Here is an 11,997-nt window from a genome sequence, read left to right as displayed (position 1 = left end):
GCGTGATACGGCCAGACTCGAAATTAAATCATGTAAAGGAAAGAAGTATGGACATCGCAAATTGGCAAGAAACTTATGACGGTGGATCGCCGGAGGCGGAAGAGGCCATATTTCTTCAATTGGCCGGGCAGATGCTCGATATCCAGGAAGCCAACCGGAAAGCATCCGGGCGCGAGCACGCGGACCGTACGCTACACGCCAAGATGATCGCAGGTGTGACGGACGCGGTGTTGACAGTCGACGCGGCGTTGCCCGAGGAATTCCGGGTGGGACACTTCGGTCCGGGTGCAACGTTGCGCGCGGCCGTCCGGTTTTCGAATGCGAGTCCGTTCGCACAACCTGACAACAGTCCGGACATGCGTGGCGCCGCAATTAAAATCTGGCCCGACTCTCGAGCGTCGCAGCCGCAGCAGGGCGAGCCCGAATCGCAACACGTGCACGATCTTCTCATGACAAACTATCCCGTTTCGCACGCGCGAAACGCGAAGCAATTTGTCGACTTCGCCGTGCTTGCCCAGGGGCCGCGCGATACGTTTGCAGAGCGCCTCGTGCGGAGGTTCGGCGAGAGCGAGGCCCGACGCATGCTGGACAATGTGCGACACGGCGCCCGAATTCCTGAAAGTCTCGCCCTGGAGCGCTTCTGGAGTCGGGGAGCAATACTTTGGGGTTCTGTGCCGGTGCGCTTCGAATTGTGTCCAGCACACGGCGCTTCGGCGCTCGCGAAAAAATTCGACGGCGAGAATGCGCTGCGTGATGAACTTGCGCAACGGTTGAGCAAGGGCGATGTGGTATTTCGTCTCGCGCTGCAGCGGTTCGTTGACGAAGTACGTACGCCCATCGAGGATGCCGCCGTACCGTGGCAGGAGGCTGACTCTGCACCGATCGATATCGCCACGTTGACGATATCGCGCCGGTCGCTCGACAGTGAGGAGGGCAGACGTCAGGCACAAGCCGTCGCTGATATGGCCTTCAATCCCTGGAATGCGCCAGCGTCGTTTCGTCCATTGGGCAACCTGAATCGCGTGCGCAGACGGGTATATGGCGAGAGTGCGAGACGATGGCAGGGCCGCTCGTGAGCCGTGTCTGGAGAGACCGGGTGCGAAGGTCTTAATGAAGTACGCTTGCGGGGCGCACGACCCTATCGGCGTCGTCTCGCAGATACGTCACAATCACCGTCAGGCGAGCAGCCTGGAAGTTGTGTGCGCACGGCGGGAGCCCGTCTACCGTCAAAGAGTGGGCCCTATACGTATCCTCCCTCGCCCACGCGTCAGGCTGCTCATCCGGAATCTGTTCCAGCAGCGCGGCGATTTCCCGCAGCGTCAGACGGCCTGGAACATGCGCGCCGGACGTTGACATAACGACGGTGTCGGCCCGTGCCGGCGCGACAAGTCGATCCGGCCCGCTCGATACGATATCGGCAATGAACCGATACCCTCGGCTACGATGCGTCTCGATGAACCTGGGTTGCCTCGCATCGTCTTCCAGAACGGAGCGAATCGACCTGACGTGCGTTTTGATGACTTCTGGCTGCACCCACTGATTGGGCCACAATGCAGTCAACAGGCCTTCGTGAGTCACCAGCCGCCCGGCATTCTGTATCAGGAATTCGAGCATGCCGAAGGCTCGCGGAGCCAATGTCAGTCTGTGCATGGTGCCCGTCGCGGTGGACTTCCAGAGGCATTTGTTGTCGGAGTCCAGCTGGAAAGGAGGAAAAGAGATCATTCGACGCTCCGTGTAAGCTCTTGACTCGGTGATCGACGTGCTTAATGCAAGCTCGCAGGCACCATCCAGGTGCGTTGTGAATTCCCTAATCATGGAAAAAAATATTAGTTTCACTGCTGCGATCTGCCTATCAGCAACCTGCCTGTCAGCCGTGGAAAATTCCCTTAAATATGGGGTAGGGCGATTCCTACCCAGGCAAACGGTCCGCGCCAGTCTCAGTGGTCGGAGCGCCGCCTCGCACAGTGCGACGATGCCCGCGTCGACGTCGAAGCCCCAGATCTCCGAACGGCGTGTGAGATGACATGAAGCGCCTGTGTACTCGACGTGCAGCAGCGGGTGTAGTCGCGGCACTGGTCGTTCTTGGTGTCGCGGTGGGGTATACCGTCTCGCACTACCGGCACAACGAATCGCATCTCGACCTCTTGACGTGGTGGTCGTCGCCCTCCGAGTCGGCCGCGTTGAGCCACGTCGTGGCCGCCTTCAACGCAGCGGGCGGACGACTGACAGTGCAGATTGCACCCGGCGCGCTCGCCGCCGAGCAAACGACCATTCGGTCGATGCGCGACGGCCATTCACCCGATGTTGCGCAATTTAATATCTCCCGGCAATTCGACCAACTCGTCGAAGATGGACAATTGCGACGGCTTGATTCCGTGTCGAGCAGGAACAACTGGGCGAATGTTTTTCCCACCTACGTGCAAAGCATCATCCGGCGCAACGGACACTTCTATGCGGTGCCGCTGGGCATCCACAATTACAGCGCGATTTTTTTCTCGTGGACGGTTTTCAGGAAAAGCGGAGTGGATTCCCCGCCTGGCAATATCGACGAGTTGATCGCGGACTTGCGCAAAGCACGAGACCATGGTTTCGTCCCGGTGGCCGTAGGCCCGCAAGACTGGGAAGTCAAGATAATCTTCGATAGCTTGCTGCTTGGCGTGGCGGGCAAGGCGCGGTTCCTGCGGCTATACCGGGATCATGACGTGGCGCTGGCGGCTTCGCCCGAACTCACTCGCGTCCTGACTTACCTGGGCGAAATCAGAGACCTCGCCGAACCTTCACTGCAAGCGTCCACGTGGAGCGATGCAACGCGACAGGTCATCTCGAATCACGCGGCTGTGCAGTTCATGGGGGACTGGGCTGAAGGCGAGTTCATTGCGAAAGGCCTATCTGCCGGAAAAGACTTTGGATGCCTGCCCGGAATCGGCACCGGGCCGGAGCAGACGGCGATGATCGGCGGCGACGTATGGGTGTTTCCGAAGACGGATGAGCCGGCAAAGATAAAGGCGCAGAACCTGCTGGCCGAGGTAGCGACCGATCCAACGGTGCAGATCGACTTCTCTCGTGAGAAGGGTTCGATTCCCGCACGTCTGGATGTCGATACCGACAGGTTGAACGTTTGTCAGCAGCGCTTCGCGGCGCTGGTGAGGCATGACGATGTCGTGCCGAACGCGGACATGTTTCTGTCGCCGGACGAAAGCCACGCGATACGCGTGGTGCTGATGCGCTTCTGGCGTCATCAACTGGACGTCGCGGGTACACAGAAGGCGTTGCAGAATGTTCTGTGACCTTGCATTTGCAGCGGCACCGGCTCGAAACGCGATATCGCGCATCGCCGGCAGACCCCTTCTTGCGGGCGACTAAATGTCCAAAAACTATCCGCAAGGTTACCTGGTCGTAATTTTCGTCGCGCTTTTTTGTGTTTGCCTGCTCGGTATTGAAGGGTGGCGCAACTGGGCGGTTCGACTTGAAGAGTTGCGCTCGATGCACGACCGCGGAGAGGAACTGGCGAAGCTTGCTGCGCAACACGCTGACGGCGTGTTCCTGCAGGCACAACTCGTTCTTGCGTCGGTGGCCGACGCAGCACGTTATCCGACCAGCGCTGGCGCTCCCGAATTCGAGTCCACCATCTCGGCAATCAAACGGCGTATGCCCGGCATCGATTCTGTCGCGGTGGTCGACACCGATAAAGGTGCTATTACAGTAGATGGCGATTCGATCGCTCTTTATAACAATGTGACGCCACCAAAATCGGCATTGGATCTGTCGGCAGGATCCGAATGTGAAAAGCCGTGCATTCGCCGCCCTATGGTGAGCCCATGGACCGGAAAGCTGGTGATTCCCATGATGCGGCGCATCCCGGCCACGGGCTCGGGTTCGCACAGGGTCGCACTCGTGACCATCGACATCGAGCTATTCAAGACATTTTATCGATCGCTTTCGATTGGTCAGGAAGACAGGATCTTTCTCAACTCCGAAGACGATTACACGTTTCTCTCCAGACCGTCGAATAACGCGTTGAGCGGACGTCCAATCGGTAACCGGCAGGTGTTCGCATCGTATCGATCCGACGGCCCAGTCGGCAGCATTCTTGTCCAATCGACAGCGGACGGTGTGCACCGGCTCTACAGCTACCGCAGGTTGGCCAATTTTCCCGTGTTTGTCATGGTCGGGATATCGAGGGACGATCTGCTGGCGCGATGGTGGCGCGACGTCGCATGGAACCTGGGCGCAACGGCGGCTTTAGTGTTCGCGGTCGCACTGGTCGCCCTTCATTTCGTGCGCCAATCCAGACTGCGTGCGAGTGCGGAGGAGCGCACCGAGGAGGCATTGGCGCTGAGTGGCCGGATCAGCGGCGTGTCGGCTTACCTCGAATCCGCGCGCGAGGAAGAGCGCAAGCGAATCGCGCTCGAAGTTCACGACCAATTGGGTCAATCACTCACGGCGCTCAAGATCGAAGCTTTTCTGCTGAAACGTCCCGGCATTACGCCTGCCGATGCGACGCGAAGCGCGGACGAGATGCTCGACATGATCGACGGGACGATTGCCACTGTGCGAAACGTTTCGAACGCGCTGCGTCCGGTCGCTCTGGACTACGGAATCGTGGCGGCGCTCAAATGGCTGACGACCGATTTTACGACGCGCAACCGCATTGCCTGTGCATTTCAGCATTGCGGTGAAGTACCGTTGCTGGACGAAATGGTGGCCACGGCGATATTCCGGCTGGCACAGGGCGCGCTGACCAATGTCATTCGTCATGCCCATGCACGGTCGGTCAGGGTGTATTGGTCAAACGAGGATGGTACGTTGAGCATGTCGATCATCGACGACGGATGTGGATTCGACGTCGATGCCTCTCTGGAAGCTCAGTCATACGGCTTGCTCAGCATGCGGGAACGCGCGCGCATGTGTGGCGGGAGTCTGTCGATCAAAAGCGCACCCGGTTTTGGCACAACCGTGAGCTTAATTATTCCTTCAGGAGCCTTTTAAAATGGTCAGGCTCATTATCGTTGACGATCATGCGATTGTGCGTCGCGGTCTGCGGCGCATTTGCGAGACGGACCGCGATCTGGTGGTGGCCGCAGAAGCAGGCAGCGGTGCGGAAGCCCTTGCATGGCTGGGCGCCAATCCTGTCGATGTCGTTCTGCTGGACATGACGATGCCAGGTGTCCATGGTGTGGATCTGATCAAGCAGATTGCATCGATCCGGCCGGCGTCACGCATCCTGGTTCTCAGCATGCATGCGGAAGCCGAGTTGGCGACACGGGCGCTGCGCGTCGGCGCTCATGGTTACCTGACAAAAGACGGCGACCCCGACGTCCTGATCACGGCTATCCATAAAGTGGCGTCTGGAGGAAAGTTCGTCGATCCATCGCTGATGGAAGCACTTCTGTTCGCGAAGCTCGATGCAGAGGTGCAGACGATGTCCGCACTCAGCGACCGTGAATTCGAAGTGTTCAGGTTGCTCGCATCGGGGGCTTCCGTCACCGAGATCGCGGAACGCTTTTCGCTCAGCGCGAAAACGATCAGCACGCACAAGACGCGACTCATGCAAAAGCTCGGGCTGCGCAGCAACGCCGACATCGTACGTCTCGCGATTGCCGAGGGCATCGTCAAGAACGACGCGCGATAGACAACGCGCGTTATCGAAGCTTGCAGCCCCCCACACGGGGGATAGTTGGCGCGTGTCTGCTGCCTGATACTGCGGCCGTTGCACACCGTCGCTGGCGACGCATGGCGTAGCTGGCCGAATAACGGTTCGGCGCACTTCGAAAACGCTACATCGAATGAAGGACACGCTCGGTGCGCTGTTGCCTGCGCTGAACGGTAAGACGGATGCGACGCATCTGGGTAGTGCGCTGGAACACCACCGCCATGCGAGCAAGGAACCGAACCTCCGCCTTCTTGATGTTTCACGCGGAGGGAAGCCGACAAACCGGAGGCTGAACATGAGCAAGAAGGTAGCGGATGTCATTGTCGAAGTTCTGGAGTCTGCCGGCGTCGAGCGCTGCTACGGCATCGTTGGCGATACGCTGAACCGGATTGCGGAGTCGATTACCGAGAGCAATATCGAATGGATCACCATGCGCCACGAAGAAGCGGGCGCGTTTGCCGCGTCCGCCGAGGCGCAACTCACGGGCGGGCTGGTCGCGTGTGCGGGGAGTTGCGGTCCCGGTAGTTTGCACTTCATCAACGGCTTGTACGACGGCCATCGCAACCGGGCCCCGGTAATCCTCATCGCCAGTCAACTGATCCGCAAGGACCTTGGCTTCCAGTCGGTTCAGGAGGTCGATTTCAAGAAAGTCTATGGCGAGTGCAGCGTGTATTGCGACATGGTCTATTCGTCCGATCAGGCGCGTCGCAAGACCGTCGCCGCGTGTCAGGCCGCGTTGACCCAACGCGGCGTGGCGGTGCTGATCGTCCCGGCCGACGTCTCGCGCGAAGACGCCGTCGACGAATTGCCATTTAGCGTGCATGTGAGCAAGCCGGTCATCCGACCTAACGACGAAGAGCTCGACCGGATTGCCGCCATCCTCAACACGGGCGGCAACATCACGATCTACGGCGGCTCAGGCTGCATGGGCGCGCACGCGGAAATCATGGCGACGGCATCGCGCCTGAATGCGCCGATTGCCCGCACCTCGCGTGCCAAGGATGCGCTGCAACCCGACAACCCGTACGACATCGGGATGACCGGACTGATCGGCAACGAAGCGGGCTACAAGGCGATCCTGGAATGCGACACCTTGCTGCTGCTCGGTGCCGATTTCGCGTGGAGCCAGTTCTACCCGTCGAATGCCAGGATCGTGCAGATCGATATCGACTCCAGTCACATCGGCCGTCGCCATCCGGTAGAGGTCGGCGTAGTGGGCGACATCAAGGACACGCTGGCGGCATTGCTGCCTCGCCTGGTACAGCACGAGCGCACCGAGTTCCGCGACACATTCGTGATGCGTTACCAGGAAGGCGAGCAGGCCGCCCGCGAACATGCCCGGCCGGGATATCACAGCGGGTTGTCCGGTATTCACGTAACCGAACTGATCGACACGTATGCCGCCGAGGACACGCTCTTCGCCTGCGATGACGGCACGCCCGTCGTGTGGGCCTTGCGCCATATGCGGGCGAACGGCAAGCGCCGCTTCTTTACCAGCCTCTTGCACGGGACCATGGCGAGCGGCATGGCCTCCGCCATCGGGCTGCAAAAGTGCCAACCCGCGCGGCAGGTCGTCGCCCTGTGCGGCGACGGCGGTTTCAGCATGCTGCTCGGCGACCTGTTGACGATCGTTCAGGAGCAGTTGCCGATCAAGGTGGTGGTATTCAACAACGGCAAACTCGGCTTCGTGGAAATCGAGCAGAAGGCCGAAGGCATGCTCAACACCTTCACGCATCTGCAGAATCCGGATTTCGGCAACGTGGCGAAGGCCGTGGGACTGTGGGGCCGGCATGTCGACAAGGCAGAAGACATCGAGGCCGCGGTGGTCGACTGGTTGGCCCAGCCCGGTCCGGCGCTGCTCGACGTCAAGGTCAACGCCATGGAACTGGTGATGCCACCGTTCGTCGCCGTCGAACCTGCGATCGGCATGGCGTTGTATACGGCCAAGGCGGTCCTGCACGGCAAGGGCGGCGAAGTGTGGGAGATGATTACCGAAAACTTCATCTGACGAACGGGCAGTTGGGCACTTATGTTCGGTCCCACGCTGCCGTGCAATCTGGGGTCTGTAAAACAGCGGGGCTTCCTGACATCAGGAAGCCCCGCCGCGTTTCAGTGGGCCCGCTCGTGGGTTATCCGTCTCGCGATCCGTCTCGCGCCTCCCGACGTTGCGTGTCGGGTGCCCAGCCACCGCCCAGCGCCTGTATCAGGCTGACCGCAGCATCGAAACGATCCTGGCGCGACTGCACCAGTGACAGTTGGGCAGCAAGCAGATTGCGCTGCGCGTCCAGCTGGTCCAGGTAAGTGGCATAGCCTTCGCGGTATCGGCTGCTGGCAAGGGAGAAAGCACGTTGCAGGATGTCGCACGTGCGGGATAGCGATTCGTACTGTTCCCGATATTTCGCTGTGGCGGCCAGGTTGTCCTCCACCTCGCGAAACGCCTGCATCACCGTCTTCCGATAGGCGAAGGCGGCTTCGTCGCGACGCGCGGTGGCGACGTCTTCTTGCGATCGCAGCCGGCCCGCGTCGAGGAGCGGCGCGAGAATGCTGCCGCCAATCGACCAGACGCTGACCGGGCTCGCATCGACCAGCGTAGACCCGACAAAGCCGCCCATTGCAGACAACCGGATATCCGGCAGAAAGGCGGCGCGCGCGGCATCGAGTGTGTGGTCAGTGGCGGCGAGGCGCGCTTCGGCCGCTGCGATGTCAGGGCGGCTGCGCAGCACGACCGACGGCAGCGCGACCGGAATCTCCGGCAGCGTGAGTTGCTCGAAGCGGCGCGGACGCGCGATCGCGCCGGGTACACGACCCAGCAATAGGCTCAAGCTGTTTTCCGCGCGCGCCATTCCAAGCTCGAGGCCTGGCACCCGTTGCACGGTGGCTTCCAGCTCCGCTTGCGCGCGAGTCAGGTCGAGTGCCGTTGAATAGCCGGCATCGAAGCGATGCTGCTCGATATGGAGTTCGTCGCGCCGCACCTGAAGGGTCTGCCGCACGATCGCCAGTTGGGCGTCGAGCGAGAGCAACGTAAAGTAGCTGGTCGCGACGGTGGCGGCCACCCCCAGCCGCACGGTCTGGCGTGCGTCCTCGGTGGCGAGGAGCGAGGCGCGCGCGGCCGCGCTGCTGGCCTTGAGTCTGCCGAACAGATCGAGGTCGTAGCTGGCCTGTACCAGCGCTTCGCCGGCGGCCTGTTCCTCGGGCACGCCGAATCCCGGATTGACGTTGCGTTCGCGACCGCCGTCGGCGGCAAGCTGCACGTTCGGCATACGCTGCGCCTGGGCATAGGCAAGCTGGGCTCGCGCCGCCTCGACATTGACCGCGGCCAGAGCAATGTCGTCGTTGTGCGACATCGCTTGCTCGACGAGGGCGTCCAACGTGGCATCGCCGAACGACTTCCACCAGTCGCGCTGCAGTGTGTTCGTGATCGCGTGGGTCGGCGCGCGCCAGGCCTGCGGCGCCTGAACGCCCGATTCGGCCGGCGCCTGCCTGCGCGGACCCGCGCAACCGGCCAGTGCGGCACCGATCAATACGATAAAACGACGACGTATCATGAGCGGCGCTGCGTATCGGTCGAGTTGTCGCGGCGAGCCGCGGCGCGCGTGTCGACGTCCGTGACCACCGACATTCCGGGACGCAGCCGCGCTGCGAGATCCTGGTGCGGATCGACGGTAATGCGAACGCCGATGCGTTGCGGCACCTTGACGAAGTTGCCGGTCGCATTGTCCGGCTTGAGCACGGAAAACTCGTTGGCCGCCGCTGGCGAGATCTGTTCTACATGCCCCTGCAACCGCGCGCCGTCGAGCGCGTCGACCGTAAAGCTCACCGGCTGGCCCACCCTCATGTGCGCGGTTTGCGCCTCCTTGTAGTTGGCGATGATCCAGCGTTCATCCGGCACCACCGCCATGAGTTGCGTGCCGTTCGTCACGTACTGGCCCAGTCGCACAGCGATTTCGCCCAACTGTCCGCTCTCCGGCGCGCGTATCACGGTGTGGCCCAGATCGATCTGGGCGGCATCCAGCTGCGCCCTGGCTTCGGCGATGGCGGCCTGCAGGCTGAGGCGCGCTGTTTCGACCGTCAGGATGGCTTGCCGCGCCTGTTCTCGCGCGGCCTGTGTCTGCCGTAATTGCGCTTCGCCCAGCGCGAGCGCGGCAACGGCCTGGTCGCGCTCGCGCAAAGACACGGAGCCGTCGGCGACCAGTTTCGCGATGCGAGCCATGTCGGCTTTCGCCTTGGCCAACTGGGCCTGGGCGTTGAGTATGCCCGCGTCCTGGCTTTTCAAGGCTGCTTCGCTCGAAGCATGCGCCTGGGCGTTGTTGGCGAGATTGTCTTGCGCTGCCTGCAGCGCGGCCCGGGCTTGTTCGACCCGAGCGCGATAGCTGCTGTCGTCGATGCGAACCAGTACCTCGCCTGCTTGCACGTGCTCGTAGTCATGCACCGTTACCTTCGCGACATACCCGCTCACCTGCGGTGCAATGACCGTGGTGCGCCCGCGCACATAGGCGTCCTCCGTCGTTTCGCTGTGCAGTGAAAACCAGCCCCACGCGCGAGCGATGGCGAGCAGGGCGGTCAGCGCGATGACCGCGACGAATGCCGTTACCCAGAAGCGCCGGCGGGGCGGCGCCCATGTGGCGGACGTCGTGGGCGGAGAAGTCATGGCTGCACCTGTCGGGCGGATGGGCGTAGGTAATTGAAGAGCAGCGAAAGGGCGACTGCGCCCGCCGTGCCGGCAGCAAGCGACGCCAGCAGGCGGAACACGTCGTCGTAGGCGAGTACGGACGACTCGCCGGATATCGACTGTTTCAGCAGGGCGCCGCCTTCGGCAGCGCGCATCGCTGGGTCGCTCACCACGGGAGCCACCGCGGCGGCTCCCGCCGAAAGACGGCTGCTCACGGCCGGCTCGCCGATCGCCAGTTGAGTTGCCAGGTCGTCGCTGTGCACGTGGGCGCGTTCGATCTGGTAGCTGCCCATCATGGCCGAACCGGCAAGCGCGCCGACGTTCTGCGTGATGCTGAAGATGACGACCAGCGTGATGTAGTGGTCGGTACCTTTGCGCAGCATCTGGATGAATCCATACAGCATGGCGGGGCCGATGAAGAGCGTGGTGCCGAAGCCGATCAACGCCTGGCTGAGGTAGAGCTGTTCCGGCCTCGTCAGGTTGTTGGCATGGCTGTCGAGCAACGCACTTGCGGCGATGCAGAGTGCCGCCAGCATGACGTGATAAGGCAGCCGTGCTTCGCTCAAGGTCAGCACGCTCACGGCCATACCGGCCACCATCGCCAGTGCCACCAGGACGAACAGGATGTGCAGCTGGTCGTTGTCGAGGCCGGCGGCTGACAGCAACCCGACCGAACCGAAGGTCTGCTCGGCGAGGGCGAGTCGCATCAGGAGCGCGATGCCGACGAAGCGGGCGATATTGACCGTGGACAGCCACTTCAGTTCGAGCAGGGGCCGCTTACGGTTGGCCTCGATACCGATGCCGATCGCGAGCAGCAGCACGCAGCCGGCCAGCATGCGGCCCAGCCAGGGCGTGTCGTGCCACCAGACAGAGCGTCCGAGGCCCAGCACTTCGCAGCCGAGCACGATGCCGGGCACCAGCAGCGCGATGCTGACGAAGTCGATCGGCTCGAAGGAGCGTGCCCGGTCACTGGGCGGTAAGGGCGCAAGCAGGATCGCGGCCAGTATCGCGAGAGGCACGGCCAGCTCGATGCAATGCATGCCTTGCCAACCGCCCGTGCTCAATAGCTCCACCGGTATCAGGCGCGCCAGCGGCGTGCCGAACTGCGTCAGGCTAATGCCGATGATGAGCGCCAGCGGACGGTGCTTCGCCGACATGATCACCAGGAAGTAGTAGATGGAAAGGCTGGTCAGCGCGCCCGTTTCGAGGCCGTTGGCGATGCGCGCTGCTACCGCCATGGGAAAGCCGGGCAGCAGTAATTGCAGCGCAGCGACGAGCGCGTAGAGGATCAATAACCCCTGTGTGACCAGCGGAATGCCGAATTGCGCGCGCGCCTTGACCAACGTGAGGTTCGCGCTCGCGTTCATTCCGAAATAGAGCGCGGGAAGCCAGCTCGCTTCGGCCGTATACAGGCCGAGGGAGCCCGAGATGGTCCCGAGATTGACGTTGGTGAGTGCGTTGGGAAAGGTCGTCATCAAACCGATGAACGTGCCGATCGCGGCATAGGCCAGCCGGCGCCGCGACGTCATCCGCGGGGTGTACGGAGAACCCGCCGACGTCGGCTTTTCGGAATCGGCGTAAACGTAGGCGCTCATTGCACTCCCTGCACTCCCCGGTTGCTTGAGGTGCAAGGCTACCTTGTGCGCTGGGGTGCGCTGTATCCCCCTGATTGGGG

9 protein-coding genes are annotated in these 11,997 nt (G+C 61.9%); 5 read left to right on the top strand and 4 right to left on the bottom strand.

Annotation, left to right across the window (positions count from 1 at the left end):
• Positions 1-47 precede the first annotated feature (47 nt).
• Entirely contained in the window at positions 48-1,076 is a 1,029-nt protein-coding gene (locus P2869_RS25760) for a hypothetical protein (RefSeq protein WP_277598356.1), read from the top strand.
• Positions 1,077-1,107: 31 nt separating this feature from the next.
• Here the strand turns inward: P2869_RS25760 and P2869_RS25755 are convergent, their stop codons facing one another.
• The gene (locus P2869_RS25755; RefSeq protein ID WP_277598355.1) at positions 1,108-1,722 is read right to left on the bottom strand and encodes a helix-turn-helix domain-containing protein; all 615 of its coding nucleotides are present in this window, start codon (positions 1,720-1,722) and stop codon (positions 1,108-1,110) included.
• Between the two features lie 302 nt (positions 1,723-2,024).
• Between P2869_RS25755 and P2869_RS25750 the strand changes: the two genes are divergently transcribed.
• The 4 genes from P2869_RS25750 (at position 2,025) to P2869_RS25735 (ending at position 7,661) form a co-directional block, all read left to right on the top strand.
• Positions 2,025-3,287: an ABC transporter substrate-binding protein gene (locus P2869_RS25750; RefSeq protein ID WP_277598354.1), complete on the top strand. Its 1,263-nt coding sequence runs from the start codon at positions 2,025-2,027 to the stop codon at positions 3,285-3,287.
• A 76-nt stretch (positions 3,288-3,363) separates the two neighbouring features.
• Positions 3,364-4,989 carry a histidine kinase gene (locus tag P2869_RS25745; RefSeq protein ID WP_277598353.1) on the top strand — a complete coding sequence of 542 codons (1,626 nt, stop codon included), beginning with the start codon at positions 3,364-3,366 and terminating at the stop codon, positions 4,987-4,989.
• A gap of 1 nt (position 4,990) precedes the next feature.
• On the top strand, positions 4,991-5,632 hold the full coding sequence (locus P2869_RS25740) for a response regulator transcription factor (protein WP_017775510.1): 642 nt from the start codon (positions 4,991-4,993) through the stop codon (positions 5,630-5,632).
• 154 nt (positions 5,633-5,786) lie between these two features.
• Complete coding sequence (locus tag P2869_RS25735) at positions 5,787-7,661, top strand: thiamine pyrophosphate-dependent enzyme (RefSeq protein ID WP_277598352.1); 1,875 nt, start codon at positions 5,787-5,789, stop codon at positions 7,659-7,661.
• Positions 7,662-7,782: 121 nt separating this feature from the next.
• Here P2869_RS25735 and P2869_RS25730 read toward each other — a convergent pair whose 3' ends face one another.
• From P2869_RS25730 to P2869_RS25720, 3 genes are read right to left on the bottom strand one after another with little or no spacing between them, the layout of a single operon-like run.
• Entirely contained in the window at positions 7,783-9,198 is a 1,416-nt protein-coding gene (locus tag P2869_RS25730) for an efflux transporter outer membrane subunit (RefSeq protein ID WP_277598351.1), read from the bottom strand.
• Positions 9,195-10,301, bottom strand: coding sequence for an HlyD family secretion protein (locus P2869_RS25725; protein ID WP_017775513.1), 1,107 nt, complete (start codon positions 10,299-10,301; stop codon positions 9,195-9,197). Before P2869_RS25725 ends, P2869_RS25730 begins: the two co-directional genes overlap by 4 nt.
• Complete coding sequence (locus P2869_RS25720; RefSeq protein WP_277598350.1) at positions 10,298-11,917, bottom strand: MFS transporter; 1,620 nt, start codon at positions 11,915-11,917, stop codon at positions 10,298-10,300. The genes P2869_RS25725 and P2869_RS25720 overlap by 4 nt, the downstream gene beginning before the upstream one ends.
• Positions 11,918-11,997 lie beyond the last annotated feature (80 nt).

It is taken from the genome of Paraburkholderia sp. SUR17 (genome assembly GCF_029536165.1).
In the GTDB taxonomy this organism is placed as follows: Bacteria; Pseudomonadota; Gammaproteobacteria; order Burkholderiales; family Burkholderiaceae; genus Paraburkholderia; species Paraburkholderia kururiensis.
This window is presented reverse-complemented; position numbering and strand designations above follow the sequence as displayed.

What these genes read in the sequence shown, in the direction of transcription:
- P2869_RS25760 (WP_277598356.1), top strand. Translation starts at nt 48, where the DNA reads ATGGACATCGCAAATTGGCAAGAAACTTATGACGGTGGATCGCCGGAG.
- P2869_RS25755 (WP_277598355.1), bottom strand. Translation starts at nt 1,722, where the DNA reads ATGATCTCTTTTCCTCCTTTCCAGCTGGACTCCGACAACAAATGCCTC.
- P2869_RS25750 (WP_277598354.1), top strand. Translation starts at nt 2,025, where the DNA reads ATGAAGCGCCTGTGTACTCGACGTGCAGCAGCGGGTGTAGTCGCGGCA.
- P2869_RS25745 (WP_277598353.1), top strand. Translation starts at nt 3,364, where the DNA reads ATGTCCAAAAACTATCCGCAAGGTTACCTGGTCGTAATTTTCGTCGCG.
- P2869_RS25740 (WP_017775510.1), top strand. Translation starts at nt 4,991, where the DNA reads ATGGTCAGGCTCATTATCGTTGACGATCATGCGATTGTGCGTCGCGGT.
- P2869_RS25735 (WP_277598352.1), top strand. Translation starts at nt 5,787, where the DNA reads ATGAAGGACACGCTCGGTGCGCTGTTGCCTGCGCTGAACGGTAAGACG.
- P2869_RS25730 (WP_277598351.1), bottom strand. Translation starts at nt 9,198, where the DNA reads ATGATACGTCGTCGTTTTATCGTATTGATCGGTGCCGCACTGGCCGGT.
- P2869_RS25725 (WP_017775513.1), bottom strand. Translation starts at nt 10,301, where the DNA reads ATGACTTCTCCGCCCACGACGTCCGCCACATGGGCGCCGCCCCGCCGG.
- P2869_RS25720 (WP_277598350.1), bottom strand. Translation starts at nt 11,917, where the DNA reads ATGAGCGCCTACGTTTACGCCGATTCCGAAAAGCCGACGTCGGCGGGT.